Source organism: Microvirga lenta, assembly GCF_020532555.1.
Classification (GTDB): Bacteria; Pseudomonadota; Alphaproteobacteria; order Rhizobiales; family Beijerinckiaceae; genus Microvirga; species Microvirga lenta.
Genome location: NZ_JAJBBR010000004.1, coordinates 510,012 through 535,645 on the forward strand (window position 1 = coordinate 510,012; position 25,634 = coordinate 535,645).

Below are 25,634 nucleotides of genomic sequence, written 5' to 3' on the forward strand. Positions count from 1 at the left end.
CCGGCGCATCATTCCGGCTCGGCGTGGTCCGACAGAACCTTCAGGAGTTCGAGGCACTTTTCCGCCACGACGTCCGGCACTCTCTTGTCGCCATCGTAGTGCCGCATGGCAACGGCGCTCGCCTGCTCGAAGAGGTCGCTCATATTGCCCGAAATGAAATATCGGGAGGTTGGAAAATCGACTTTCTTCCTGCTCTGCCGGCTGTTGGCTTTGGGCGAGGGTCCATGTTTGAACAGAGCCAGAACCTCACATTCCGCAGTGCCTTTCTTGAGGCTCTCGAATGCGATGATCTCAGCCATGGACCTACTCCCAAACTCGACTGTTTCTCACAATCCTTTACTCATTTCCGAGGCGAAGGTTCCAACTATTTGGTGGTAGAATCGGCCCTCCCACGGCCCTTATTCAGAGGCTTTTTACAGGCGCGCACGGCCGGACATGATAGGTGAACGCATCCCACACCGGACCAGCTAGCCGGCCGCACTCAGAGTGCAGTCAGGAATGTCAGTGCTCGTCCGAAGGCTGGTCGGCGATACGTTTGATCTCGAATATCATCAGCGTGAGGAATGCCGAAAGCACGGTAATGGTGAGGATGCTCGTGAGGAAGCCCGCGTTCACGCCGGATGCCGGTGAGACGAGGGCGAGTAGTACGAGAAATGGCAGGCCGAGCGTGATGGCGAGCACGGCGATGACCGGACGTGGCAGCATGAAGGTAACTCCTAGCAGGGAGAGCGGGACTATAGTGTCTCGGCAATAGGGGAGAAAATGCGGCCAAGAACCGCTGAGGCCAAGCAAATCCGGTATTCGAAAGATATAAGATAGCTTTGTGGCTGGATCGGCCAAGGCGATATGCCAGTGGCATGTGGCAGCCAGGCCTCTCATGTCGAGAATTCAGTCCTTTCGGAAAACCTCGGGATTGGCGGCGGAGAAGCGCTCCAGTTCTTCCATGACCCCATCCAGGTGGGATTCCATGGCGCGTCGTGCTGCACGGGGGTTCCGTGACTCGATCGCTTCGAGCAGCTTCTGGTGCTCGAAAAGCGTTACCGCGTGGCGGCGCGGGGACGAAAGCAGGCGGCGCACCCGGTCGATATTGGCGCGGGACGCCTCGATCACGTTCGCTACCCGCGGCAATTCCAATCCATCGACGAGAAGGGTGTGGAACGACAGGTCGAGCAGATGGAAGCCGGCCCGATCTCCCCGAGCGACAGCTTCCTGCTGAGCGGCGAGATTCTCATGAAGTGCCGTAAGGATGGACGGTGGCAGCCGTTGCGCCGCAATCTCCGCCACCATTGCTTCCAGGGCCCGGCGGATCAGCATGGCCTCTTTCACTTCATGTAGGCGAATTCGGGCTGCACGGGTGCCCCGCTGCGGCAGGATTTCGGCTAGCCCCTCGGTTGCCAAGCGGGACAGCGCCTCCGACACCGGAAACCGGGACACGCCGAGCCTGTCGCAGACGGCTGCCTTGTCGATGAATTCGCCGGGGGCGAAATCGAGGGTCACGATGGCCGCCCGAAGCGAGCTTTCCACCCGCTCGGACGTGTTTCCGCGTGTTCCACGATCCAAGGGAGAAAGAAAATCGTACTTTTTTCTCTTGTCCAGTATTCTCATCAGACTAACATGTTAGCTGAACCGCCAAGGCGACGCCATCAGCCTGTCGCGGTTTCCATGTGAGCGAATCCGCTCGCATCCACTCACGAACCGGCCGGAGAGCCGGAAACTCAGGGAGGAGTGCCTGCATGTCATTTTTGACCCGCCGCCTTGCGTTCGGCCTCATCGCAACCGCAGCCCTCGTGGTTCCGGCGTTGCCTGCCAGTGCCCAAACGAAGCTGAAATTCGCACATGTGTACGAGGCCAGCGAGCCGTATCACAAGTGGGCTCTTTGGGCTGGAGAGGAGTTCAGCAAAAGAACCAACGGCAAATATGCCATCGAGGTCTTTCCGGCCTCATCTCTCGGTAAGGAGAGCGATATCAACGAGGGGCTTTCCCTCGGCACGGTCGACATGATCTATACCGGTCAGCTCTTCGCCGGACGCGCCTACGGTCCTCTTGCCATTGGCGGCGCGCCCTACATGTTCCGCGACTTTGCTCATTGGGATGCCTTTCGCAAGTCAGACCTCTTCAAGGAGCTGGGCCAGGGTTACGAAAAGCGCACTGGCCATCAGGTCGTGAGCCTTACCTATTACGGCGAACGGCACGTCACCGCCAATAAGGACATCACGAAGCCGGAGGACATGAAGGGCCTGAAGATCCGAGTGCCCGACGCACCCCTTTATGCGATGTTCCCGAAGGCAGTCGGCGCCAATCCAACACCCATTGCTTTTGCCGAGGTCTACCTTGCTCTGTCACAAGGCGTGGTCGACGCTCAGGAGAACCCGCTCGTCACGATCCAGGCCAAGAAGTTTCACGAGGTTCAGAAGAACATCGTTCTGACAGGGCACATCACGGATGCGCTGCTGACCATCGTTTCAGGAGGAACGATGAAGCGACTTACGCCGGACGAGCAGAAGATCCTCTCAGAAATCCTGTCCCAAGCGGCGGATAACTGCACGAACGATATCGTCAAGATGGAGAAAGACCTCGTCGACTGGTTCAAGGGCGAGGGCAAGAACGTTGTTGCCGTCGATCGCAAGCCCTTCCGGGAAGCGGTGGTCAAGATGCATCTTGGCTCCGACGCAACGTGGGACAAGGCTGTCTATGATCGCCTTCAGGCGATTCAATCTCGCACCAACTGAGTTGTGCCCCTCCGCCCTCTCCCCTTCCGGGGAGAGGGTTATCGAGCCACTGTCCAGCGAGGGACGAGATGCCAGAGCTCAGTTCCAAGGAACAAAGAACCAGTATTTCCAGCGCGCCTGCCGCTCACCACGTGAGCGCGGCGTCGGAGCATTCGCACAACGATGTGGATGTGCTCTTCGAGCAGTGGCAAGAGAAGGAGGCGCACGTCGACCTCTCGGACCTGCGGTGGTCGGATATCGTGGTATTTGCGATCTTCTGGGCACTTTTCGCGGTCGTCTTTCTCCAGTTCTGGACCCGTTACGTCCTCAACGACTCCCTCGGATGGACCGAGGAGATCGCTCGTTATCTTCTTGTTCTGGTAACATTCGTCGGCTCCATCACGGCCATGCGCAAGGGTTCGCATATCGCGGTGGAGGCGCTCCTTATCTTTCTGCCCCGCAAAGTGAAGCATGCCACGTTGGTAATGGTGGACGGGCTCGTGGCGCTCTTCTGCGGCGCGATGGCCTGGTATGCCTACCAACTTGGAGCCTTGGCGCCAGGCTATATGGTTTCCATCGATATCCCGAAAGCATACCTGTACTGGGCCGTCTCCGCAGCCTTGGCCGGCATGACGATTCATGCGGCCCTGCGGTTTGCTCGCCGCCTGCGCGGTCGAGGGGCAGACACGCCTCATGGCTTGATTCTCGATTGAGCACGGAGAGAACGACATGCTCATCGGTATGATGATTGCCGCACTCCTCGTCATGATCGTCATCGGCGTTCCCATCGCCGTGGCACTTGCCGGCTCATCCCTTCTCTTCCTTCTCGTCGGGAGTTGGACGGGAGAGGTGACGACTCCGGTCATCACCGTCATTCACCGGATGGTGAACGGCGTGGATTCATTCCCCCTGCTGGCTGTGCCCTTCTTTATCATGGCCGGAAACCTGATGAACTCATCGGGGATCACGAAGCAGATTTATGATTTCGCCGTGGCTGCCGTTGGTTGGCTGAAAGGCGGCCTCGGCCATGTGAACGTCGCGGGATCCGTCATCTTTGCAGGCATGTCCGGCACTGCCGTCGCTGATGCAGGCGGCATCGGCACCATCGAAATCAAAGCGATGCGCGATCACGGCTATGGCACCAAACTCGCAGTCGGTCTGACAGCGGCGTCATCGACCATCGGTCCGATCATCCCCCCGTCCCTCCCTCTCGTCATCTACGGTGTCGTCGCCAATGCTTCGATCAATGCCCTGTTCGTGGCCGGGATCATCCCCGGCTTGATCATGGCGGTCGTTCTTTCGGGAACCGTGGTGATCTATGCGCACCGGTACGGTATCGGCCGAGATGCCTCGTTCAAGCTGAGCCGTCTGGGCTGGTCTTTCGTGAACGCCTTCCTGCCCTTGTTGACGCCGGCGATCATCATCGGAGGCATGAGCTTCGGTTTGTTCACTCCTACGGAGGCTGCGGTTTTCGCCTGTGCGTACGCACTTCTGCTGTCGGTCGTGATTCACCGTGTTTTTAATGTCGTGCTCATGGCGCGCGGGCAGCGGCCACGCTACTCCGTGCTCAGCATGCGCCAGTTCATCCGGGTCACGATGGACACGATCGAGACCACGGCGGTCGTGCTGTTCATCGTCGCGGGAGCGTCCATTTTCGGCTGGGTGCTTACGACGACCCGAACCACCGATGCTCTCGGCGAATGGATCATCACCTATGCGGCTAACCCGGTTACGTTCCTGATCCTCATCAATATCTTTCTGTTGATCGTCGGCTGTTTCATGGAAACGATCGCGGCGATCACGATCCTGACCCCCGTGCTGCTACCGGTCGCAGTGCAACTCGGCATCGATCCGGTCCATTTCGGTATCATCATGGTGCTGAACCTCATGATCGGACTTCTTACGCCGCCTGTCGGCATGGTGCTCTACGTGCTGAAGCGGGTTGCCAATATCTCGCTCGAAGAATGTATGAGGGCTTGCGCCCCTTGGTTGGTGCCGCTCCTCCTCGTTCTCGTGCTGATTACTTTCGTTCCCGAAACCGTCCTTTGGTTGCCACGCTTCCTTAAAGAGCTTGGTTATCTTTGAACTTGATGCAGTTGCTATGAACATGCCCCGCACGATCCGCCTCTCTGCCGACGACAATGTCGTGATTGCCATCGATCTGGTCGGGCAGGGGGACCAGGCGGCTGGACTGACAGCCCTCGAGCGCATTCTACGCGGCCATAAGATGGCCGTGGAGCCGATAAGGGAAGGCGAGCCGGTCATCAAGTTCGGCCAGATCATCGGGTTTGCCAAAGGCCATATCGCCCCAGGTGAATGGGTCCACGAGCACAATGTGGGCCTGCACGATTTCGAGCGGGATTATGCCTTCTGCGAGGATGCCCACGACGATGAGCTGCTGCCTTCCGAGATGCGGGCCACGTTCCAAGGATATCGCCGTGCCTCGGGGAAGACAGGTACCCGCAACTACATCGGTATCCTCACGTCCGTGAACTGCTCGGCTTCCGTTGCGCGCTTCGCGGCGGCCGAGGTGGAGCGCTCAGGGATCCTGCGCGATTACCCTGGCATCGACGGCATCGTCGCAATCGTGCACGGCACGGGCTGCGGGCACGCAGCCTATGGCGAAGGCTTCGACATTCTCCGTCGCACACAATGGGGCTATGCCAGTCACCCGAACTTCGCAGGCGTAGTGATGGTGGGCCTCGGCTGCGAAGTCTTCCAAATCGGACGCATGAAGCAGGATTACGGGCTCACGGAAACCGATACATTCCGGACATTGACGATCCAGGAGACCGGTGGGACCCGACGGACAGTCCAGGCCATCGTAGAGGCCGTGAAAGGTATGCTGCCCCTCGCATCAGCGGCGCAGCGCGAGACACGACCCGCTTCGGAACTGGTCCTCGCCCTCCAGTGCGGAGGATCGGACGGCTACTCGGGTCTAACCGCTAATCCAGCGCTTGGAATGGCTTCCGACCTGCTTGTGCGCCACGGTGGAACCTCGATCCTGTCGGAAACACCCGAGATCTATGGTGCCGAGCACTTGCTGACCCGGCGCGCTTCGACCCGAGAGGTGGGTGAAAAGCTCGTTTCCCGCATCCGCTGGTGGGAAGAGTACACGGCACGCAACGGCGGTGAAATGAACAACAATCCATCACCCGGCAACAAGGCAGGCGGCCTTACCACGATCCTCGAGAAGTCCCTTGGCGCTTCCGCGAAGGGCGGGCGGTCTACGCTTCGCGCCGTATACGAGTATGCGGAACCGGTGCGCGAGCACGGTTTCGTCTATATGGATACACCGGGATACGATCCGGTCGCTGCTACCGGACAGGTCGCTGGCGGTGCGAACTTGATTGCCTTCACCACCGGCCGAGGATCAGCGTTCGGCGCGAAGCCCGTGCCTTCCCTTAAGCTGGCGACAAATTCCGACATCTACCGCCGTATGATGGACGATATGGACATCAACTGCGGCGATATCCTCGACGGTGTATCCCTTGAGGACAAGGGGAAGGAGATCTTCGGGAGACTCCTGCAGGTTGCATCCGGGGAGCATACGAAATCGGAGGATCTGGGATACGGCGATCTGGAGTTCGTTCCCTGGCAGGTTGGCGCCGTGATGTAGCAGCGTATGGCCATTGCTCGGAAACAGGCCTCACGGGAGCCCGGCTTTTCCTGCTGCAGGAATATCGGCGCGTTCGGCTATCAGTGAAGGGCGTTAGAGCGGCAGGCTTCGAAGGGCGGCGACAGCTGTCATTACACCTCGTAATTCGGCGAGTCCCTTGAGCCGGCCGATGGCCGGATAGCCCGGATGCGTCGGCTTTCCCACATCATCGAGGAGCTCGTGGCCATGGTCCGGACGCATTGGAATGCGCCAATATGGCACTCCCGCTTCCAAACGACGTTTTTGCTCTTCGAGAAGAGCAATGACGACCGCAACCATATCTGTGTCTCCGCCGAGGTGGTCGGCTTCCATGAAGGAGCCGTCAGGTTCTTTCGAAACATTGCGTAGATGCGCGAACCAGATGCGGTCTGCGAAGCGTTTTGCGATGGCTGGAACGTCGTTCGAGGCGCTCGCTCCAAGGGATCCGCTGCAGAGCGTCAATCCGTTGGCAGGAGAGTTGATCACGCTAAGAATGAAACCTAGGTCATCCTCATTCGACACGATACGTGGCAAACCCATCAGCGAGCGTGGAGGGTCGTCAGGGTGGATGCACATCCGAATTCCCACCTCCTCAGCAACTGGGATGATTTCGCGCAAAAATGTTGCGAGGTTCTCCCGGAGCTGGCCCGTATCGACATCCTTGTAGCGTTCAAGCACTCGACGCAGACCGGGGATATCGTAGCGGTCGAAGGCACCAGGCAGGCCGGCCATGATGTTGGCGAGAAGCCTTTTGCGGTCGGATTCCGATGAGTTGTCGAACCACTTCTTTGCGAGAGCTAGGACGTCGGGTGAATGATCTGCTTCAGCTCTTGGACGCTGCAACATGAAGCAATCGAAGGCGGCATACTCATGTGCATTGAAGCGAAGAGCCGTCCCGCCACCGGGCAGAGGGAACGCGAGTTCCGTGCGGGCCCAATCGATGACAGGCATGAAATTATAGCAGACGGTGGTGATTCCGCATTCCGCGAGATTTCTCAGGGATTGTCGATAATTACCGAATAAAGGGGCCAGACGGCCCTCGCCAATCTTGATGCTCTCGTGCACCGGGAGGCTTTCGACAACGCTCCAGCGCAGCTGAAGGGACGAATCTGACTCGATGAGCGCCTTGCGGGCCTTGATTTCCTCGACGGGCCAGACGACCCCATAAGGGATGTGATGGAGTGCGGTTACAATCCCTGTCGCTCCTGTCTGGCGGACATGCGAAAGCTGGACAACATCCTCCGGACCGAACCAACGCCAAGTCTGCTCCATACTGATCACCTCATTGGTGCCGAACTCAGGTGCCGGCAGCGTACTTGGTTTCCTAAACGACAGCTTGGGCCATTCTTGAAGAGATGTCTGACATGAGTGTTGAGCGACGCTTATTGTGCCGCGATCGAAACACGACGGGCTTCAGGCGCTGAGCACCTCAGGAGACATAACCGCTTCGGGTTCGAAGAGGTCGGGGTGCTGTCCGGCGAGTTCCGGCAAGGACCGGAGTATTTCGCTCATATGATGGCGCATAGCGGCCTCTGCCGCAGCGGGATCCCTGGATTTGATAGCATCTACGATAACGGCATGTTGGGCGATGACCGCGTGGCGCGGTACCGCTTTCGTCATATCGAGAAACCGCACACGATCCATCTGAGGCTTGATATCCTCTACCATCCGCCATGCAGAAGGGCGCCCGGCTGTTTCGGCCAAAAGGCGATGGAATTCCTCATCGAGAGCAAGGAAATCCTCTGTAGAGAGTGATCGTTGAGCGCGGCGCTGTCTCGTGAGGCTGGCGCTCAATTCCGACATCATGACAGGAGTGGCCTTTAACGCCGCTTCTCGTACGACAGCGCATTCCACCGCTTCCCGAATGAACCGGGCATCTTCGACCCCTGCGCGCGAAATTTTCACGACCTGCGTGCCTCGCTGAGGGAGTACGCGTACCAGGCCTGCTTCACTCAGCTTGATTAAAGCCTCTCGCACAGGTGAACGGCTGACGCCGAACCGGCGGGCCAATTCCTGCTCCGACAGCATCTCCCCTGGCAAGAGTTGCATGCTCACAATGGCTTGCCGCAGAGCGCGCGTGACCTGTCGGGCTATCGGTTCTCGCTCGAGATCAATTTTTCTAAGGGTTAAGTCACTCATATTGGCACACTACCATACTAGTAGGGCATTGCAAAGGTGCCGAGACCGCTCTAAGCTGTCCATTGTCGCGCCTGAAACCAGCCGAAGAAAAGGCTGGGGCGGGTGCGTTCAGGGAGAATGCGATGCTGATCCACCCGGAGAGGCTGTTTCCTGCCGAACCTTCTGCTCGCGAGGTGGCGCGACGGCTTTATGCCGGCATTCGGGATTTGCCCATCGTGTCGCCGCATGGCCACACGGATCCTCGGTGGTTTGCTGAAAACGAGCCTTTTCCCGACCCGGCAACCCTATTCGTTATTCCCGACCACTACATATTCCGGATGCTCTACAGCCAAGGCGTAAGGCTGGAGGACCTTGGTGTTCCGACAAGAGACGGAAGTCCCGTCGAGCGCGATCCACGGAAGATCTGGCGACGCTTTGCCGAGCACTACTACCTGTTTCGCGGAACCCCGACACGGATCTGGCTCGACCACACATTCGCAACGCTCTTCGGATTCACCGAGCGCCTTTCTGCGGAAACCGCCGACGTCTACTACGACCGGATCGATGCGGCGCTGCGCACGCCGGAGTTCCTCCCTCGGGCCTTATTCGAACGCTTCGGCATCAAAGCTATCGCCACGACCGAGAGCCCACTCGACCCGCTGAAGCAGCACGAGGCCATTCGTCAATCCGGGTGGGGCGGACGCGTGATCACGGCCTATCGCCCCGACCCGGTGATCGATCCCGAATTCGAAGGATTCCGGCAGAATCTTGCTCGATTCGGCGAGATCACCGGCTGCGACACGCTGAGCTGGCATGGCTATCTTGAGGCCCACCGCAGGCGCCGCGCCTTCTTCCGCGAGTACGGCGCCACCTCGACCGATCATGGACATCCAACCGCCCGAACTGCGAATCTCCCGCTGGCTGAGGCCGAGGCCCTGTTTCGCCGTGTATCCACTGCGGCAGCAAGCTCTGATGATGCGGAACTCTTTCGGGCTCAGATGCTCACGGAGATGGCTGCGATGAGTGTCGAAGACGGCATGGTGATGCAGATCCATCCGGGATCGTTCCGCAACCATAATCGGACGATCTTCTCGCGCTTCGGTCGGGACATGGGAGCCGACATTCCATCACGGACGGACTACGTGCGTGCTCTTAAGCCCTTGCTCGACCGGTTTGGTAACGAGCGCAATTTCACGCTTATCGTCTTCACTCTTGATGAGACGAGTTACTCGCGCGAGCTCGCCCCTCTTGCCGGACACTATCCGGCCCTGAAACTGGGGCCGGCATGGTGGTTCTTCGATGCGCCCGAGGGAATGCGCAGGTTTCGGGAGCTCACGACCGAAACGGCCGGCTTCTACAACACTGTCGGGTTCAACGACGACACTCGGGCCTATCTGTCCATCCCTGCCCGCCATGACATGGCCCGCCGCGTCGATTGCGCTTTTCTCGCCAAACTCGTGACGACTCATCGCCTCGACGAGGATGAGGCGCATGAGGTGGCCTATGACCTCGCATATCGCCTCGCCAAAGAGGCCTACAAACTGTGACGCATGGCAGGGTCCAGCAAGTCATGTTGCACAGAACAGAACGGGAGGAAAAGGATGACTAGCTTGATTACCAGAAGGACCTTCGTCGGTGGTATGGCTGGTGCTGCCGGTGTCGCGGCACTCGGTGGGTCGGCCTTTGCGCAGCAAGCGCTACCCACGAGCCCCGTTACGCTGAACATCATCGACGTAGCCGGCAACTTGGCCTTGACTCAAAAGGCGATCGAAAACTACCGGAAGGCGAAACCCAATCTCGTGTCGCGCATCACCTTCACAAAGGCGCCTGCGCCGGAACTCGCAGGCAAGATCAAGGCGCAACAGGATGCCGGCCGTGTCGATATCGATCTCGTCCTCACCGGCACGGATGCTCTCTCCGCCGGCCTTGAGCAAAACCTTTGGGTTGAGTTGATCCCAACCTACGCAAAATCACTTCCCAACCTCGAGGAAATCTACATTCCGGCTGCTGCCAGAATGCAGACGCTTGCCAAAGGGCATGGCGTCGTCGTCACCTATTACCCTTCCGGCCCTCTCCTTGAGTACATGCCTGGTAAGGTACAGAACGTCCCGACAACAGCCGAGGAACTGCTTGCCTGGACCAAGGCCAATCCAAACCGGTTCATCTATGCCCGTCCGGCCAATTCCGGGCCTGGCCGCACCTTCATCATGGGGCTGCCTTATATCCTCGGTGATAGCAATCCGCAGGATCCGGCCAGGGGCTGGGACAAGACCTGGGCTTACCTGAAGGAGCTCGGTCAGAACATCGAATATTATCCGTCCGGCACCGGTGCGGTCATGAAGGAGCTGGGTGAGGGCTCTCGAGACATGACTGTCACCACGACTGGATGGGACATCAACCCCCGCGTTCTCGGTGTCGTGCCGAAGGAAGCCAAGATCGGGGCACTGAAGGGATTCCATTGGGTCGCGGATGCGCACTACATGTGCGTTCCAAAAGGGCTGTCTAACGAGAAAGTCGCCGTTCTTCTTGATTTGATGAGCTTCCTGCTGACGAAGGAGCAGCAGGCCTACACCTACGATGAAGGCTATTTCTATCCCGGTCCGGCTGTGAAGGGCGTCACACTCGATATGGCTCCTCCGGAAAGCCAGCAGGCGATCGAGGAGTTCGGACGTCCCGAATACGAGAAGATGATTGCCGAGAATCCTATCGAGCTGCCGCTCCAGCCCGAACAGATGGTGGTCGCCTTCCGGATGTGGGATGAGCAGGTCGGCGGGGCAAAACGCAAGTAAGAGCTGAGAAGAGGATCTGCAATGACGATAGCTCTTTCACAGTTCGAGGAAGTTCGGCTTGATCGCGTCAGTCGCGACTTCGGGGCGCTCAACGCCCTTCGCGACGTGAGCTTGACGATCAAAAGGCGCGAGTTCATCGCGCTTCTCGGTCCATCCGGTTGCGGCAAGTCGACGACGCTGAACTGCATTGCGGGTCTTCTTCCCGTCACGGGGGGAGCGATCTGGCTCGATAATAGCCGGGTCGATACCCTAAGGCCGGAGGAGCGCGGGTTCGGCATGGTTTTCCAGAACTACGCGCTCTTTCCGCATCTGAATGTGCGCCAAAACATTGGGTTCGGTCTCAAGATGCGCGGTGTGCCGAAGGCTGAGATCGACCGCAAAGTCGATGAGGCTCTAGGCTTGGTCCGCCTTCACGGACAGGAAAACAAGCTGCCTGGGCAACTCTCAGGCGGTCAGCAGCAGCGTGTAGCGATTGCCCGCGCCATCGTCATCGAGCCACCGCTGGTCCTGATGGATGAGCCGCTGTCCAATCTTGATGCGAAACTACGCCTTGAGATGCGAGCCGAGATCCGGCGCATCCACAATGAACTTGGCGCGACGACGATTTACGTCACCCACGATCAGGACGAGGCCCTTTCACTGGCAGACAGGATCGTGGTCCTGCGAGATGGGGTGGTGCGTCAGGTGGGAACACCGAAAGAACTTTACGAGGAACCGGCCCATCTCGACGTTGCCGACTTCATGGGCTTCCGCAACAAGCTTAGGGGCCGGGTGGTGGCAAACGAGAGTGACCGGATCATCCTCGATGTGGAGGGTGCCAAGATCAGCGGAGTCGCGCGAGAGGGGCTATCACTTGGCTCTGCAGCCTATGCTGCAATCCGCCCTGACGACCTTGAGGTCGGTGAGCCCGGTTCCAATACGCTTGCGGTCAAGGTTGACACCATGGAGTACCGTGGTCGCGAGTTCGTCGGCACAGCCCATACGGCAGGCGGGCTCGACCTCGTGTTCCGCTCCCATCATGCCGTTGAACCTGGAGCGAACATTCATCTTCGGGCTGCGGACGAACGCGTTCTCGTCTTCGCCGACGCGATCCGAGGGAGGAATTAATGGATGCACTCGCGCCAGCGCCTGCCGCCACACTTCACGGACCGAGTCTGCGTCAGAGGTTCGCGGCCCGGGGCTTCGATGCGGTCACTCTCCTCGTGGTACCGGCGGCCATCTTCAGTCTTTTGTTGTTCGTCTACCCTTTTGCCTTCGGCTTCATTCTGTCTTTCACGCCTAAGGCCGGCGGCGACTGGCTCGCCAACTACCGACGTTTCTTCTCCGATGCGTTTCTCTATGACACCATCGCGAAGACACTCTGGCTAGCTGTGCCCGTGACGCTCCTGAATCTGCTGCTGGCAGTGCCGATCGCCTTTCGCGTCCGCCTGATGCGGCATCAGCGGCTCCTGACGACAATTCTCGTCCTGCCGATCACGCTGGGTACGGTGCTAGTGGCTGAGGGATTGCTGAACTATCTGGGCCCGCAGGGTTGGTTCAACCGCACACTGATGACGATCGGGCTAATATCGGAGCCGCTCAAGCTTGTCCATAACTACTGGGGCGTCTTTGCGTCCTTGGTGATCACCGGGTTTCCATTCACATTTCTTCTTACCCTTTCATACGTGACCGGGATCGATCCTGCATTGGAGCAGGCGGGAGCGACGCTCGGAGCGAGCTCCTGGCAGCGCTTTCGATATATCTACCTTCCGCTGTTGATGCCGGGCTTTGCCATCACTTTCTGCCTATCGTTCGTGCAAGCTTTCTCGGTGTTTCCCTCGGCCGTACTCCTCGGGGCTCCCGCTGGCCCCACCCGCGTCATCTCGATTGCCGCCTACCAAGCGGCTTTCGAGGAGTATGACTACTCGATGGCTTCGGCGGTCGCCATGATCATGGGCTTCGTGCAGCTTGGTATCGTAGTAGCCGTACTTGCCTCCCGTGGCCTCTTCTACCGCGGTCCAGCAAGCGGCGCGAAAGGATGAGTTCATGATCCGCGATACTACTCTCGCCGCAAAGCTCTGGGCTGTCGCCATCTGGGCTATCGTCATCTTTTTCGTGCTTAATCTCTTCGCGATGATTGGAACCGTGGTGACAAGTTCCTTCGCGACTCGCTGGCTTGGCACATGGCTGCCGGCGGGCTGGACGACCCGCTGGTACGATTCCGCCTGGAGTGAGTTCCAACTGGGAGACGTCCTTCTCGTCACCTTCCAGATTGTAGGCGCTGTTGTTCTAATCTCCGGCATTCTTGGCGTTACTGCTGCCTATGCACTGGCTCGACGCGACTTCATGGGCAAGCGGCTGCTTGTGCTCCTTTTCCTGCTGCCGCTGCTGATTCCGCCGATCACCTTCGGTATCCCTCTTGCAACCGTTCTCTACCAAACCGGGCTCGCCGGCACGTTCTGGGGGGTGGTCGCCGCTAACCTCGTGCCGACCGTTCCGTTCGTGATCCTGGTGATGATTCCTTTCATCGAGCAAATCGACCCGAAGATCGAAGCCGCCGCCCGGGTGTTCGGAGCAAACACCTTCAAGCTGTTCATCCACGTGCTCCTGCCGCTCCTCCTGCCAGGGATCCTCGCGGCGCTCCTGCTGGTGCTCGTGCGAACCATCGCCATGTTCGAGCTTACCTTCCTGGTGGCTGGACCGACGAGCCAGACTCTCGTTGTGGCACTCTATTATGCGGTGTTCGCGGCCGGTGTGCGCGCAGTGCAATCCATCGACGCCATGGCAGTTATCTATATGGTGACGACTCTGGTATGGCTTATCATTGCCCTGCGATTTGTGAATCCGACTCAGATCGTCACCCGCGCGAAGCAGCAACCGGCGCATTGAGGGCAGAATGTCTAAGAGGCGTTTGAATGCGGCCGGATTGAGAGAGGTTCCTGTCGAAATCCTGCGCCCGGCCTACTCGCGCACGAGTGTTTCCCCAGGTATCGTGCACTTGGGTGTGGGTGCCTTCCACCGGGCTCATCAGGCCGTCTACACGGACGATGTGCTAGCTCGTGATCAAAGTTGGGGCATTATCGCCGCAAGCTTGCGCAGCCCCGATACCTACGACGCTCTTTCTCCCCAGGACGGCCTCTACACACTTTCCGTTCGCTCACAGCAGGGCGAGGCATTACGCATCATTGGCTCGATCCTGCGGGTGATCGTTGCGCGCGATAATGTCGATGACCTGCTCGACGCCATGACGACCCCGGCAACCCGTATCGTGACCCTGACGGTCACGGAGAAGGGCTACTGCCACGATCCGGCGACGGGCAACCTCAACGAGGAACATCCCGATGTCCTTCAAGACTTGGCGACACCGAACAGGCCCCACACTGCACCTGGAATGATCGTAGAAGCCTTGCGCCGTCGCCATGCCAAAGGGGTACCGCCCTTTACTGTTCTCACTTGCGACAATCTTCCGGCGAACGGCCGTACTGTGAAGCGGGTTATCACGCGCTTTGCCGAGTTGCTTGACGCTCAGCTGGGGCGCTTCGTAGCAGAGGAGGTTTCTTGTCCGTCAACGATGGTGGACAGGATTGTGCCTGCTACCAGCGATGAGGACAGGCAGCGGATCAGTCAGCGTCTCGGCATGGCTGATGCATGGCCCGTTGTAACAGAGCCTTTCACCCAATGGGTGATCGAGGACTGCTTCCCGCAAGGACGACCCGCCTGGGAAGACGCCGGGGCTGAGTTCGTGGCAGATGTGGAGCCTTATGAGCACATGAAGCTCAGGCTTCTTAATGGAAGCCATTCGACGTTGGCCTATCTCGGCTATCTTGCGGGGTACCAGACGGTCGCAGAAACCATGGACGATCCGTCCTTCGTCCGGCTTGTGGAAGGGCTAATGGATGAGGAGGTAACGCCGACTCTGCATATGCCGCCAGGCGCGGACCTCTCGTCCTACAAGCGCGCCTTAATCGAGCGGTTCAAGAATCCGGCCCTACGACATCGTACCTGGCAGATTGCAATGGATGGCTCACAGAAGCTGCCGCAAAGGCTCCTAGGCACAATCCGTGATCGGCTCCGTGCGGATGCACCCATCAAGCGCCTGGCTCTCGGAGTTGCCGGCTGGATGCGATATGTCACCGGGTTCGACGAGACCGGTGCACCGATCGATGTACGCGATCCGATGGCGGCGCGTCTCCGGTCATTGGCTAACGAGGCTGAAGGATCCATTGAACTCCTCTCGCAGAAGCTCTTCGCCGTAACTGAGATCTTCGGGCGTGACCTTCCTCATAATGCCCGCTTTACGGATGAGGTCACTAAGTGTCTGCGCAGGCTCTACGAAAATGGGGCGAGGCGCACCGTAGCCGAACTACCTTGAGACGCTAACTGCCGATCAAAAAGCCTGAAGCGTAAGAAAGTGGGCGTCAAGAGATTGTCCTTTGGCTTCATGCATGAGGTTCAAAAAGAGCGGTTCTGCTCTCAATTCCTGTTCCAACGGTACATGCGACGCTCACCGGCCAAGCAGTCTACAGGGGCTTCTGCTTGTACTCTCTCGATTTGCGCCTGAGGGGGAAGTCCCGCGATTTCGCGGATGATCTTCGTTCTGATCGCCTCTGCAAACTGATGACGCTCGCGCACAGGAATGAGGAACGCGCCCTGTCCGCCAATGACACAATCGCGGTAGTAATGGTCGAGATTCTCCATATCGCCGAAGCCCGAGGGACGTTTCAGCATAATTGGGAGGCCATTGATCGTTATGCCTCGTGCAACAGCCTCATCCCGTGCTTTTACGACTCCCCTTCCGCTGCTGTTGGGCCCGTCTCCGGAGATGTCGATAACCCTTCTCATCGGCTCCACGTCCATTTCCCCAAGTAGCTGCACGCTGAAGTCGATGGCGCCGGAAATAGATGTACGTCGTATGCGCCCGATGGGGGTTTGGCTGAGCCCATCAGCGAACTTTATCGCACCTTCGGAATCGCCAATGACCGTCCAAGGGACGATTACGGTTTGGTCGTCCACACCGGACCATTCGACATAGGTAACGGCGATCCGCCCAAGCATGCCGTTGTGGATGGCGTCGTGCACGAGAGAGGAACGGAAGGCTTCGATGAAGCCCTGACGCTGAAGTTCCTGTTCATCCGGATCCATGGAGCGCGAGACGTCAACCGCCAAAACAAGGGCGAGATCGACTTCGGTTTCTGCCTTGGCGGTTACCGAGAGGGATGTCCATAAATACGCCGCTGACAGGATTGTAACTATACTACGGAGCCTCGGTGCCATCGCGGCCTCCAGTGTCTGAAAGAACAAAAAGTGGATCGAAATCACCTTCCGGCAAGCCTTTTCACCGAAGAAGGGACGAGTGGGCTTGCATCTATAGGGTGGCTAATGCCCCTGCCTGCCAGAGCATAGGAAAGAAAAGCCGTGGTGCGGCGGTGCAAGGCAGAGTATGGCCTAACGGTGATTGGCTGATCGAACTGGATGACAGCAGCCGAACCGTCCTTCAATGGGGGTGCGCTCAGGCTTAAGTTCTATGGCTAGATTGAACCGTTACGCGATTGCGAAGGTTACCAAGTCGAGCCGAGCTGAGGAGCCTCCCATGCACACACCGGATGAGTGGCAGATTCCGCCCGATTTTCAGCCCGATCCGAAGGCGTTCTCTTACGACCTCAAGCATGCCTTGAACGCGGTCGTATCCCTGAGAACCACAGTTCCTTCCGATGCCTTCACGGCACATACCCTTGGAACGGAGCGAGCAGGGTACGGAGTCGCCATTCGCACCGATGGGCTCGTTCTGACCATAGGGTACCTGATCGCCGAGGCAGATGAGGTCTGGCTTCGAACAGGCGACGGGCGAGCCGTCCAGGCCCACATAATCGCCTATGACTATGAGAGCGGATTCGGTCTTGTTCAGGCGCTGGGGGCGCTCGATGTTCCGGTCCTAGGATTGGGGGATGCACGGCGTCTAGGTGCAGGGACTTCCGTCGTTATGGGAGGCGCGGGTGGGCCCTCCCGTTCCCTTGCCGCGCAGGTCGTAGCCCGACAGGAGTTCGCCGGTTACTGGGAATACCTCATTGATGATGCGGTCTTTACCGCGCCTGCTCACCCTAATTGGGGTGGCGCGGCCCTGATCGGACCCAAGGGTGATCTCGTCGGTATAGGCTCACTTCAACTGCAGCACCAGGCATCGGGTGGACGCGCCGTTCCGCTCAACATGAGTGTGCCTATCGATCTCCTAAAGCCGATTCTTGACGACCTCCTGACTTTGGGACGGACGAACCGCCCACCTCGGCCCTGGCTTGGACTTTATGCGACTGAAGCGGAAGACAGCCTCGTCATCATCGTCGGGCTGGCAGGAGATGCGCCTGCACAGCGGGCGGGCCTCCGCGCTGGAGACATCGTACATGCGATAGCAGGTGCGCCGGTTTCATCGCTGCCGGATTTCTATCGTGCGATGTGGGCGCTCGGGAGGGCAGGGGTGGATGTGCCGCTTACTCTGGAACGCGAAGGTGACAGGTTTGATGTCACGGTCACGTCTGCCGATCGGAATCGCTTCATGAAGCCGCCGCGCCTTCAATGAGGATCGTCTCCGGCCTATGACGCAGCCGGATGAGTCCTGATCGCTCGTCTACCTCTCGTGCGGGACCCGCAGAGGTAGGTGTTACCCGATGCGTCGCGCGAGAGCAGTGGCGATACGTGCCGCCAGGGCGGCATTATTCTTGATTAGAGCAATGTTTGTTTCCAGGCTGCGGCCGCCGGTCTTCTCAAGGATGTGAGACAACAGAAAAGGCGTCACTGCCTTTCCTGTAACATGGTGGTTCCTCGCTTCTTCAAGGGCACCCTCTATGAAACCGGTCATCTCGTGCATTGGGATCTCATCCTCCTCCGGCACGGGGTTGGCGACCAGAATTCCTCCATTGAGACCGAGTTCCTGCTTTGCAGTGACGAGGTCGGCAACAGCCTCAGGCGTTTCGATGCGAATAGGGACCGGCAGTTCACTCTCCCGACTCCAAAACGCTGGAAATCGGTTCGTTTGATATCCAACGACAGGAACACCTCGGGTTTCTAGATATTCTAGGGTTCGCGGGAGGTCGAGAATAGCCTTGGCTCCGGCACATATAACAGTGACGGGTGTATGAGCCAGTTCGTCCAGATCCGCGGAGATATCCATTGTCTTCTCGACGCCGCGGTGAACGCCGCCTATGCCACCGGTTGCGAATACCTTGAGCCCGGCACGGTGAGCGCAGATCATGGTAGCCGCCACAGTGGTCGATCCATGCCGGTTGGCCGAGACGGCATAGGGTAGATCGGAGCGGCTCAGTTTCAGTACATCTTCTGCCGTGCCGAGCCATTCCAGTTCATCCCGAGACAAGCCTACCTTGATCCGGCCGGCGATGACGGCGATGGTAGCAGGAACAGCCCCGTTACTGCGTACGACAGACTCGACGTCCAGCGCTGTCGTAACGTTCTGCGGGTGGGGCATCCCATGAGTGATGATCGTGGATTCAAGGGCGACAACCGCTCCACCATGCTCCAGAGCAGCTTTCACCTCCGGTGCAACATCGAAATGGTGCTGGCCCATATAGGATGTCATGGGAATCCTTGTTCAAGAACGAGATTCTGAATACTTGGCATAGATGCTTTCAGCAAGGCGAGCGAAAGATCGGGGCGAACGCTTGCAGAATGCTCAATCGTCAGGCGGGCTGCAACCATTCCCAGTCTGGCAGAGATCGCGAGAGGGTTCCCCTTCATCAACCCGAGCAGAGTTGCTGCAATCAGAGAATCCCCGGCTCCAGTGACGTCTATGACCTGTGTGCCTTCCGCCCTGATGAACTCTACCTCCAATTCATCGGCTGCGATGAGCCCAGCTGCACCGCAGGTTAGGATAACGCGCGCCGCGCCGCGCTGGCGAAGGCTCACTGCGGCCTCGATTGCGGAGAATGCATCGTCTGAATCCTGGCCCAGCAGTGAGCGAGCCTCGTCGCTATTCAGGAACAGAGCGTCAATGCCGCGCAGATCGGGCGGCAGATGCAATGCCTTGGATTTCGAAACGGCATCAACGGCAAGCATGGGAGAGTGATGGCGTTTCAATGAAAGAAGATCGGCTATCGTCTCTGCCGGAAGGTTGCAATCAGCAAAGATCCAGGAGGAGGAGGCGAGTTCAGGCCAAGCCCTCTGCAACAGCTCAGGCGAGAAAGTGTCGAAAATCGACATGTCGGCCAAGCCGAGGGCGATATTTCCATCGGGCTGCAGGACCACTGTATACTCTGCTGTGCTGTGTTCTTCAGAAATGAGGATCAGGCTTGTGTCGACACGGACCTGATTAAGATGATGTAGGATGAAGCGACCATTCTCGTCATTGCCGAGAAGGGACATAAGAGAACATTGCGCTCCAAGGTGCGCAAGGTTTTCTGCGACATTGCGAGCGACTCCCCCAAAGGAGCGCTCGGAGCGCACCGGGTTCGATGTCCCGAATACAACGGAAGCCTCCGAACGAAGCTTGCGGTCGACAGCGGCCCCTCCAACGCAGGTTATTTTGCTTCCTGTAGGTCTCACCTTTATGCCTTTCCTCAAGGGCAAATTGTTCTTCGGCTTGCCGTCGAGAGGTGGTTCTGACCGGAGACTGAATCATTCGGCTCACGCTTTCACTTGGAATGCAGCCGAGGACAAACCTGCAGTAATCGGGCTGAATGGTTCCTAAGAGCTTTAGTCCCCTCCCAAGGCAAGCTCGGTTTGGCGGCTTCCGCCCTGCCGATCACGCTTCTGCTCACGAGGGCTTGGGTGCGGATTCTTTCGCTTGGCTTGGCGCGGTGTATGCGTCCTATCGGTCAAGCGTGCCTTGGCTCGGTCCCTTGCAACAGCCTCAGGCGCGGAAGGATCATCTTGCAGCCACTTCCCGCGCTTGATGACCTCATTCACTCGGCCTTGGTTGACCCCAAGCTTGAAGGCTATTTCCTGTTGAGTCATATCCGTCGTCGCATGAAGATCCAGAATTTGCTTGGCAAGTTCTGGAGTCATTTTGCGACCGGCAATCCGTCGGGCTGGCGCAATGGATCGCTTGGCGCGATCCCGCTCACGCAGCTTCTGCAGGACGGCGAGTGCCATGTTCATTCCTTGCTCACGCAAGGCTTCCTCGAATTCCTTGAGCGTGGTCATTGGAGAACTCCTGGGAAGCTGGCTCTAGGCGAAAAGCGTATTCGAAGACTCTTCCACTCGTTCGGCTAACGGCAATGCTAAAATATTGTTTCAGGGATGACTAGCAATAGTCGATCAGGGGGCACCGATCAGACTCAAAATTGTGCTGGTATCTTAAAGTTCGAGAGAGTTTACGTGTGCACGTTATATTGTGTTATTATGCGTCTGCCAGACGCTCACGTGAGCCGCGCTGTGATGTGCAGATAATAATCCTTAGGCTGTTTACCCAACGTTAAGCCTGTTGATGCAGGATCCGCGACAAATAGTCCTAATCAGGTTGGCGTCGATGAGTGTTCGATTCGCGAAGGTGCTCGAGCAGGTGGCAATGGCCGGCCGTAAGGGGCTTGGCTCTGGCGCAGGTGAGCGAGCGAGCCTGCGTCCTGAGGAAATCATCCGCGCCAGAGAGGCGGCGGGAGATCGGGTTACAATATTCCTCGGCTTGGGGCTTACAGTATCTGCAATCGCATTCCCGGTCTACGCCATACACGCCAGTGCCGGTCAACCGGATGTGCCGCGTATTCTGCCTCCCATCGTCGGCACCATTCCCGTTAATAAAAGCCTTGCTGCCGCGGCTCAGGGACGGTTCACGAACTATGATCCAGCCACGACTGGGGCCGTGTCCAAAGAGGACGGGTCGGTGGATCAGACGCAAGGCTCGAAAACGGCTTCTGCCTCCGTATCGGAAGTAAAGATGCCTTCCAAGCGGTACGTGGTTTGGAGCGTGAGCCAGGGTGTCGCTTTGGTGGAAGGGCCGGACGGGCTTCGAGCCGTGGTTCCCGGTGCCGTATTACCTGGTGCAGGTCAAATCCTGTCCATTGAGCAGGCGAAAACTGGATGGGTGGTTGTGACGTCTGAAACAATCATTGAACAATCGTCGACAAAGCGACTTTGAACGCATCCCCGCAGCCTCCTCTTCACACCGGGATGGGCAGATCGATGAACTGCTCGCTACGATGCGGAGGAATGCGCACGCGGTGCCTCGGCCCTGTTTAAGAGCAGAGTTTCGGTTTCTCGGGATCCGTCCACAAGAGGTCCAGTCTCCAAGGCGATCTCCGTTCCTCGCAGGAACTTGGAACTGCTGGAGATGTTATTGATCTCGCTGCCGGACCCATCCTCTGAGAAACTACCATCATAGAGAATTTCGGCCAGAAGGACCTCTGTTTCCGAGAGGAGAAAACGCGCGGCTCTATCTTCCCACCAGTCGGCTAGCACCGTAAAGGACCAAAGGAGCGCAAGTCCGGTCGAGCCGATCAAGATCCAGGTGGGCAGAGAAAATCGAATATTCACCAGGAAGTGGAGCCATATTGCTGCGACACTTGACAGGAGGCTCATGGCACCGATGAGCGAGAAGCGTTCGACGCGCTTGAGCAGCTTCACGAGCAGAGGCGACCTCAGTTTGATAGGCGCAGTTCCCTGCGGCATTGCGAGAAAGCTGCTCCTCGAATGATTCACAATGCCGACAAGAGCCCCCTTATCTGCTTCGATTCTGCGGACGTAGACCAAGGAAACATCGTCATCCTTCTCAATGAGGATGTCACGTGTCAGGACAAGTGTGCGGTGTTTCTTATCTGCCGCATGGACGCGGATTTCCTGAGATAGACCGCTCGAGCCTATGCGGGCTGTGGAAGAAAATTTGGCGCGTACGAGGCCGCGCCAGCTCCAGTAGACGAGGTTCTCATTCTTGATATTCTTGACAATGTCCATCTGAGCCTCGCGGCATAAAATTTGGACCGCTTACCAAGAGATATCTTGTTGTCTGGATTAGTATATCGGATATTTATAATTTGGTTAAAGCCTACTGCTGAAGTGATGAAGTTCCAATATTACTAATCGGCGGCTGCTTAGCCTCTAGGTGAGACGCTCTGGCGTAGAAGGTGATTTTCTTGTCCCCTTCTGGTCTGAATAAATTCTCCGGGCGGCCCAATGCTTATAGCAAGCCCGTAGTATCTCGGCGAATTCGTCAATCGCCCATATGATTGCCACAGCTGCGAAGAGAAAGCCGCAGAAGGCGACGAAACTCGATATCGGCGGCAGTTCTTCTGGCTGCATGAAATAGCTGGTAATCACCGCCCAACCGGCAAGGGCACTGACTGTTACGCCGCTAGCTCCTTTAGACATGGCGGCTCCCATCATTCTAACCATCGGTAAAATTTTGTAACGGCAAAACCTTGATGATTCATGGATCCGCGACCGGGGCGGAGTAGAGAGCTTAGACACAATATTAGTGACACAGCAAATTTGAATAGGAGTTGCGAAAGTTACGCAGAGTGCGTCCTGCGCAAAAGTATTACTGCTTTGAGTCAGGTTGCCGAAAATGTTGGACGGGGTTCATAATCCTATCAATCACTCCATTGAGGTAGTGCTATGAACGCCCTTTCGATAGTGGTCTTGTTCGCTGGCGTCTTCCTTGCTTCCTTTGTCATCTTTCTAGGAGTTGTAGACTTCTTCCATCCTATTGCGGATGGGAGCGCCAACAGGTTTTCGGTCAGGCGCAACTTCAGGAGACGTGAGTAACTGCACTGCTCATGGTGACCCACGGATTGAGTGCCGACCGATAGGAGTTTAACTCTCCGCCGTTTCCAGGGCAGTTCTCTAAACCCATTGTGTCGCGCTCCGAGCGTGCAATGCCGAGGCAAGAAGTAGGTTTGAAGGTCTGCCATACGCACGCTGGCAAGGGTAAAATGATACCAGCGGGAACCTGGACTACGGGCGGGATGAAGTTCTCATCTCGCTCCCTCGGCTGCAGCTTGTAGCAGTCGGAACCGTTTAGGGTGTGCTTGCCTTTTCTCGCCCGCGCTAATTCCTGCCGAGGATGCCTGCTAGCCAACGCATAATGGACACGCTTATAGCGTTTGTCGAGGTTGTTGCTCAGCCCCCCGGAGCGCCACACGGCGGCCGACAATTCTGACGACAGCTGAGTCTGAAGCTCGAATCCCGGGCATAAAACACCTGCAGCACATCGTCCGCGTACAGGGTTGGCCTGTTGCTGGGGTCGAGGATTGAGCTCAGAACAGCCAGTGTCAGTTATGATGGACAAATACGGGCGACCAATCGGCTAAGCCCGCAGGCGAAGCAATGCCGCAGCGCCTCCGCCCGGTGCTTCTGACCTCTGTCACGACCGTGCTTGGATTGATGCCGATGGTGCTGGCCGTTAACTTCGACCTCGTCAACAGAGGTGTGGCTATCGGCGCCCCATCAACACAGTGGTGGACGGAGCTGTCGAGCGCTATCGCGGGTGGTCTGACTTTCGCTACGCTGCTAACGCTCCTTTTGACCCCCTCGATGTTGGTCCTTGGCGCGCATCCGAATGGCTGAGAATGCGCCTGGCAAGAGGATCAAAAGCATCGGTGGATATGGAAGTCACTGCCGATAGCGATCGGATCACCTCTTCATGACCTATCGAGATGCGGCAGTAGTATTTGTTATGTTGTCCTTAACGAGCGTCCTCGAACCAGACTTGCTGATCGCCGTTCTGACTTGAAGAGGCAGATTTGAAGGAGCGCAGCTATGCCCGGAAAGAAAAAGGAGATCGATGGAGCTGAGGACAAGGACGGGTTAGGCAACGTGAGCCTGAGCAGCAGCCGACGTGCGGCAGGTGGAAGCGGGGGAAAGGCGGGTAGAGACAAAGGCGGCCGTAGTTCCGATTCGATTCCTGCTCCTGCAATCAAAGTGGAAGATGAGCAAATGCCGAAATCTTGATGGATTTCGGCATGCCCCGCGCCAGAAATTCAGTTCCGTGGCTACCCTCGTGCATAGAGCAGGCGTGCCCGGATAGTGCCCTCCAAGGCGCGAATTTCATCAAGCGTTTCACGACTTTGTTCTGGGAGTCCCTCCGCTTCGATGACAACGTAGCCGATGTCGCCTTCGGTCTGCAGATACTGAGCCGTAATATTGAGGCCACGCCGCGAGAAGGCATCGTTCAGGCGTCCCAACATACCAGGCACATTTCTGTGGACGTGGATGTACCGAGTTCCCGTTAGCCGCGGAGGCAGCTGAACTTGCGGGAAGTTCACAGCTCCGGTGGTTGCGCCGACATCCGAGTAATCGATCAGCTTCTTTGCAACCTCTACACCAATGCGTTCCTGCGCCTCCTCGGTGGAGCCGCCGATGTGAGGTGTCAGGATGACGTTCTCGATACCCTGCAGCGGAGTCTGAAAGCGGTCCTTGTTGGATGGGGGCTCAACAGGGAAAACATCCACGGCAGCTCCTCTGAGGTGTCCATTCCTCAAAGCAGCCGCAAGCGCATCGAGATCGACGACTGTTCCGCGACTGTTATTGATGAGGTAGGAACCCTTCTTCATCGCTGCCAGCTCAGCGGGACCGATCATGCCATGGGTAGCTGGCGTTTCCGGAACGTGCAGGCTTACGACGTCGCTTTGGCCTAGCAGTGCATGCAGGCTGTCCGCAGGTTCAGTGTTGCCGTGGCGCAGCTTGTCGGTCTGGTCATAGAAGATCACGCGCATCCCCATGGCTTCTGCCAAGTTGGAGAGCTGCGAGCCGATATTGCCATAGCCGACGATGCCAAGCGTCTTACCTCGAAGTTCATGGCTGTCGGTAGCCGATTTGTCCCATATACCGGCGTGTGCAGCCGATGATCTAGGAAAGATACGACGCAAAAGCATCACGATCTCTCCGATCACCAGCTCCGCGACGCTGCGGGTGTTGGAAAAGGGGGCGTTGAAAACCGGTATTGCGGCCGCTCGCGCCGCGTCGAGATCGACCTGATTGGTGCCAACACTGAAGCAGCCCACAGCAACGAGTCTGTTCGCTGATGCGATCACCTCTCTCGTGAGCTGGGTTCGGGAGCGTATCCCGAGGATATGAACGCCGTCGAGAGCCTGAGTGAGGGCATCACTGTCGAGAGCCGTCTTGAGTGTCGTCAGATTTGTGTAACCAGCTGACCGGATAAGATCGACGGCACTCTCGTTCACACCCTCGAGCAGAAGTATGCGTATCTTATCTTTTCGAAGAGAGAACAATTCCTTCATGGTGGCTCCATCATACTTTGGCGCGTTACCCCTGGACGTCATAGCGGAACGTCCTTCGGTAGCTGGATACCACGCGTTAACGCTTTCGGCACCTCTGCCACGATCTCGCGCAGAGGGTGGCGAGGCAATCCTGAGCTTCGCCTACATTCCCTGACAGAACGGTGCGTGAGGTCGGAATTGTTCCGCCTTTCATTTATTCCTTCCAAAAGCCAAATCGGCTGCCAGCTCT

Annotated in this window: 25 protein-coding genes; 13 read left to right on the plus strand and 12 right to left on the minus strand. The window is 57.7% G+C overall.

The window, feature by feature from the left end; genetic code table 11:
- Positions 1 to 8: 8 nt before the first annotated feature.
- The 3 genes from LGR44_RS08085 to LGR44_RS08095 all read right to left on the minus strand — a co-directional run bounded on the left by LGR44_RS08085 (position 9) and on the right by LGR44_RS08095 (position 1,560).
- Positions 9 to 299 carry a hypothetical protein gene (locus LGR44_RS08085; protein WP_226739133.1) on the minus strand — a complete coding sequence of 97 codons (291 nt, stop codon included), beginning with the start codon at positions 297 to 299 and terminating at the stop codon, positions 9 to 11.
- Between the two features lie 202 nt (positions 300 to 501).
- Entirely contained in the window at positions 502 to 705 is a 204-nt protein-coding gene (locus LGR44_RS08090; RefSeq protein ID WP_226739135.1) for a hypothetical protein, read from the minus strand.
- 183 nt (positions 706 to 888) lie between these two features.
- A complete protein-coding gene (locus tag LGR44_RS08095) occupies positions 889 to 1,560 on the minus strand; it encodes a GntR family transcriptional regulator (protein WP_226739138.1) in 672 nt (223 codons plus the stop codon).
- 173 nt (positions 1,561 to 1,733) lie between these two features.
- On the opposite strand from LGR44_RS08095, the gene LGR44_RS08100 reads away from it, so the two are divergent.
- The 4 genes from LGR44_RS08100 (at position 1,734) to LGR44_RS08115 (ending at position 6,327) form a co-directional block, all read left to right on the plus strand.
- Positions 1,734 to 2,729 carry a sialic acid TRAP transporter substrate-binding protein SiaP gene (locus tag LGR44_RS08100; RefSeq protein WP_226739274.1) on the plus strand — a complete coding sequence of 332 codons (996 nt, stop codon included), beginning with the start codon at positions 1,734 to 1,736 and terminating at the stop codon, positions 2,727 to 2,729.
- Positions 2,730 to 2,797: 68 nt separating this feature from the next.
- On the plus strand, positions 2,798 to 3,421 hold the full coding sequence (locus LGR44_RS08105; protein WP_226739140.1) for a TRAP transporter small permease: 624 nt from the start codon (positions 2,798 to 2,800) through the stop codon (positions 3,419 to 3,421).
- 22 nt (positions 3,422 to 3,443) lie between these two features.
- Positions 3,444 to 4,793, plus strand: coding sequence for a TRAP transporter large permease (locus tag LGR44_RS08110; protein ID WP_226739276.1), 1,350 nt, complete (start codon positions 3,444 to 3,446; stop codon positions 4,791 to 4,793).
- A gap of 16 nt (positions 4,794 to 4,809) precedes the next feature.
- The gene (locus tag LGR44_RS08115; RefSeq protein WP_226739278.1) at positions 4,810 to 6,327 is read left to right on the plus strand and encodes a UxaA family hydrolase; all 1,518 of its coding nucleotides are present in this window, start codon (positions 4,810 to 4,812) and stop codon (positions 6,325 to 6,327) included.
- A gap of 93 nt (positions 6,328 to 6,420) precedes the next feature.
- Here the strand turns inward: LGR44_RS08115 and uxuA are convergent, their stop codons facing one another.
- Together uxuA and LGR44_RS08125 are read right to left on the minus strand one after the other, a co-directional pair.
- The gene (gene uxuA / locus LGR44_RS08120) at positions 6,421 to 7,617 is read right to left on the minus strand and encodes a mannonate dehydratase (RefSeq protein ID WP_226739142.1); all 1,197 of its coding nucleotides are present in this window, start codon (positions 7,615 to 7,617) and stop codon (positions 6,421 to 6,423) included.
- Positions 7,618 to 7,758: 141 nt separating this feature from the next.
- Complete coding sequence (locus tag LGR44_RS08125; protein ID WP_226739144.1) at positions 7,759 to 8,484, minus strand: GntR family transcriptional regulator; 726 nt, start codon at positions 8,482 to 8,484, stop codon at positions 7,759 to 7,761.
- 122 nt (positions 8,485 to 8,606) lie between these two features.
- On the opposite strand from LGR44_RS08125, the gene uxaC reads away from it, so the two are divergent.
- The 6 genes from uxaC to LGR44_RS08155 are packed head-to-tail and all read left to right on the plus strand — an operon-like array spanning position 8,607 to position 15,603.
- Positions 8,607 to 10,010: a glucuronate isomerase gene (gene uxaC / locus LGR44_RS08130; RefSeq protein ID WP_226739146.1), complete on the plus strand. Its 1,404-nt coding sequence runs from the start codon at positions 8,607 to 8,609 to the stop codon at positions 10,008 to 10,010.
- A gap of 54 nt (positions 10,011 to 10,064) precedes the next feature.
- On the plus strand, positions 10,065 to 11,252 hold the full coding sequence (locus tag LGR44_RS08135; RefSeq protein ID WP_226739148.1) for an ABC transporter substrate-binding protein: 1,188 nt from the start codon (positions 10,065 to 10,067) through the stop codon (positions 11,250 to 11,252).
- A 21-nt stretch (positions 11,253 to 11,273) separates the two neighbouring features.
- Positions 11,274 to 12,359: an ABC transporter ATP-binding protein gene (locus LGR44_RS08140; protein WP_226739150.1), complete on the plus strand. Its 1,086-nt coding sequence runs from the start codon at positions 11,274 to 11,276 to the stop codon at positions 12,357 to 12,359.
- On the plus strand, positions 12,359 to 13,273 hold the full coding sequence (locus LGR44_RS08145; protein WP_226739152.1) for an ABC transporter permease: 915 nt from the start codon (positions 12,359 to 12,361) through the stop codon (positions 13,271 to 13,273). Before LGR44_RS08140 ends, LGR44_RS08145 begins: the two co-directional genes overlap by 1 nt.
- 4 nt (positions 13,274 to 13,277) lie before the next feature.
- Positions 13,278 to 14,120, plus strand: a complete 843-nt coding sequence (locus LGR44_RS08150) for an ABC transporter permease (RefSeq protein WP_226739154.1) — start codon at positions 13,278 to 13,280, stop codon at positions 14,118 to 14,120.
- Positions 14,121 to 14,127: 7 nt separating this feature from the next.
- Positions 14,128 to 15,603, plus strand: a complete 1,476-nt coding sequence (locus tag LGR44_RS08155) for a mannitol dehydrogenase family protein (RefSeq protein WP_226739156.1) — start codon at positions 14,128 to 14,130, stop codon at positions 15,601 to 15,603.
- A 101-nt stretch (positions 15,604 to 15,704) separates the two neighbouring features.
- On the opposite strand, the gene LGR44_RS08160 is transcribed toward LGR44_RS08155, so the two are convergent.
- The gene (locus LGR44_RS08160) at positions 15,705 to 16,505 is read right to left on the minus strand and encodes a DUF1194 domain-containing protein (protein ID WP_226739158.1); all 801 of its coding nucleotides are present in this window, start codon (positions 16,503 to 16,505) and stop codon (positions 15,705 to 15,707) included.
- A gap of 316 nt (positions 16,506 to 16,821) precedes the next feature.
- Between LGR44_RS08160 and LGR44_RS08165 the strand changes: the two genes are divergently transcribed.
- Positions 16,822 to 17,802 (plus strand): S1C family serine protease, encoded by a 981-nt coding sequence (locus LGR44_RS08165; protein ID WP_226739160.1) that lies wholly within the window; start codon positions 16,822 to 16,824, stop codon positions 17,800 to 17,802.
- An 81-nt stretch (positions 17,803 to 17,883) separates the two neighbouring features.
- Here the strand turns inward: LGR44_RS08165 and LGR44_RS08170 are convergent, their stop codons facing one another.
- The 3 genes from LGR44_RS08170 to LGR44_RS08180 form a co-directional block, all read right to left on the minus strand.
- On the minus strand, positions 17,884 to 18,816 hold the full coding sequence (locus LGR44_RS08170) for a pseudouridine-5'-phosphate glycosidase (protein WP_226739163.1): 933 nt from the start codon (positions 18,814 to 18,816) through the stop codon (positions 17,884 to 17,886).
- A complete protein-coding gene (locus LGR44_RS08175) occupies positions 18,813 to 19,778 on the minus strand; it encodes a carbohydrate kinase family protein (protein WP_226739165.1) in 966 nt (321 codons plus the stop codon). The genes LGR44_RS08170 and LGR44_RS08175 overlap by 4 nt, the downstream gene beginning before the upstream one ends.
- 150 nt (positions 19,779 to 19,928) lie before the next feature.
- A complete protein-coding gene (locus LGR44_RS08180) occupies positions 19,929 to 20,378 on the minus strand; it encodes an RNA polymerase subunit sigma-70 (RefSeq protein ID WP_226739166.1) in 450 nt (149 codons plus the stop codon).
- 325 nt (positions 20,379 to 20,703) lie between these two features.
- Here LGR44_RS08180 and LGR44_RS08185 point away from each other — a divergent pair, with 325 nt between their 5' ends.
- Positions 20,704 to 21,309: a hypothetical protein gene (locus tag LGR44_RS08185; protein ID WP_226739168.1), complete on the plus strand. Its 606-nt coding sequence runs from the start codon at positions 20,704 to 20,706 to the stop codon at positions 21,307 to 21,309.
- Positions 21,310 to 21,365: 56 nt separating this feature from the next.
- On the opposite strand, the gene LGR44_RS08190 is transcribed toward LGR44_RS08185, so the two are convergent.
- Both LGR44_RS08190 and LGR44_RS08195 read right to left on the minus strand, forming a co-directional pair.
- A complete protein-coding gene (locus LGR44_RS08190; protein ID WP_226739170.1) occupies positions 21,366 to 22,121 on the minus strand; it encodes a hypothetical protein in 756 nt (251 codons plus the stop codon).
- A gap of 144 nt (positions 22,122 to 22,265) precedes the next feature.
- On the minus strand, positions 22,266 to 22,550 hold the full coding sequence (locus LGR44_RS08195) for a hypothetical protein (RefSeq protein WP_226739172.1): 285 nt from the start codon (positions 22,548 to 22,550) through the stop codon (positions 22,266 to 22,268).
- 942 nt (positions 22,551 to 23,492) lie between these two features.
- On the opposite strand from LGR44_RS08195, the gene LGR44_RS08200 reads away from it, so the two are divergent.
- Positions 23,493 to 23,732 carry an efflux RND transporter permease subunit gene (locus LGR44_RS08200; protein ID WP_264196383.1) on the plus strand — a complete coding sequence of 80 codons (240 nt, stop codon included), beginning with the start codon at positions 23,493 to 23,495 and terminating at the stop codon, positions 23,730 to 23,732.
- A gap of 425 nt (positions 23,733 to 24,157) precedes the next feature.
- Here the strand turns inward: LGR44_RS08200 and serA are convergent, their stop codons facing one another.
- The gene (gene serA / locus LGR44_RS08205) at positions 24,158 to 25,405 is read right to left on the minus strand and encodes a phosphoglycerate dehydrogenase (RefSeq protein ID WP_226739174.1); all 1,248 of its coding nucleotides are present in this window, start codon (positions 25,403 to 25,405) and stop codon (positions 24,158 to 24,160) included.
- Positions 25,406 to 25,634: the final 229 nt, after the last annotated feature.

Coding starts and splice junctions, on each gene's coding strand:
- LGR44_RS08085 (WP_226739133.1), bottom strand. CDS start 299: ATGGCTGAGATCATCGCATTCGAGAGCCTCAAGAAAGGCACTGCGGAA.
- LGR44_RS08090 (WP_226739135.1), bottom strand. CDS start 705: ATGCTGCCACGTCCGGTCATCGCCGTGCTCGCCATCACGCTCGGCCTG.
- LGR44_RS08100 (WP_226739274.1), top strand. CDS start 1,734: ATGTCATTTTTGACCCGCCGCCTTGCGTTCGGCCTCATCGCAACCGCA.
- LGR44_RS08105 (WP_226739140.1), top strand. CDS start 2,798: ATGCCAGAGCTCAGTTCCAAGGAACAAAGAACCAGTATTTCCAGCGCG.
- LGR44_RS08115 (WP_226739278.1), top strand. CDS start 4,810: ATGAACATGCCCCGCACGATCCGCCTCTCTGCCGACGACAATGTCGTG.
- uxuA (WP_226739142.1), bottom strand. CDS start 7,617: ATGGAGCAGACTTGGCGTTGGTTCGGTCCGGAGGATGTTGTCCAGCTT.
- LGR44_RS08125 (WP_226739144.1), bottom strand. CDS start 8,484: ATGAGTGACTTAACCCTTAGAAAAATTGATCTCGAGCGAGAACCGATA.
- uxaC (WP_226739146.1), top strand. CDS start 8,607: ATGCTGATCCACCCGGAGAGGCTGTTTCCTGCCGAACCTTCTGCTCGC.
- LGR44_RS08135 (WP_226739148.1), top strand. CDS start 10,065: ATGACTAGCTTGATTACCAGAAGGACCTTCGTCGGTGGTATGGCTGGT.
- LGR44_RS08140 (WP_226739150.1), top strand. CDS start 11,274: ATGACGATAGCTCTTTCACAGTTCGAGGAAGTTCGGCTTGATCGCGTC.
- LGR44_RS08145 (WP_226739152.1), top strand. CDS start 12,359: ATGGATGCACTCGCGCCAGCGCCTGCCGCCACACTTCACGGACCGAGT.
- LGR44_RS08150 (WP_226739154.1), top strand. CDS start 13,278: ATGATCCGCGATACTACTCTCGCCGCAAAGCTCTGGGCTGTCGCCATC.
- LGR44_RS08155 (WP_226739156.1), top strand. CDS start 14,128: ATGTCTAAGAGGCGTTTGAATGCGGCCGGATTGAGAGAGGTTCCTGTC.
- LGR44_RS08160 (WP_226739158.1), bottom strand. CDS start 16,505: ATGGCACCGAGGCTCCGTAGTATAGTTACAATCCTGTCAGCGGCGTAT.
- LGR44_RS08165 (WP_226739160.1), top strand. CDS start 16,822: ATGCACACACCGGATGAGTGGCAGATTCCGCCCGATTTTCAGCCCGAT.
- LGR44_RS08170 (WP_226739163.1), bottom strand. CDS start 18,816: ATGACATCCTATATGGGCCAGCACCATTTCGATGTTGCACCGGAGGTG.
- LGR44_RS08180 (WP_226739166.1), bottom strand. CDS start 20,378: ATGACCACGCTCAAGGAATTCGAGGAAGCCTTGCGTGAGCAAGGAATG.
- LGR44_RS08185 (WP_226739168.1), top strand. CDS start 20,704: ATGAGTGTTCGATTCGCGAAGGTGCTCGAGCAGGTGGCAATGGCCGGC.
- LGR44_RS08190 (WP_226739170.1), bottom strand. CDS start 22,121: ATGGACATTGTCAAGAATATCAAGAATGAGAACCTCGTCTACTGGAGC.
- LGR44_RS08195 (WP_226739172.1), bottom strand. CDS start 22,550: ATGATGGGAGCCGCCATGTCTAAAGGAGCTAGCGGCGTAACAGTCAGT.
- LGR44_RS08200 (WP_264196383.1), top strand. CDS start 23,493: ATGCCGCAGCGCCTCCGCCCGGTGCTTCTGACCTCTGTCACGACCGTG.
- serA (WP_226739174.1), bottom strand. CDS start 25,405: ATGAAGGAATTGTTCTCTCTTCGAAAAGATAAGATACGCATACTTCTG.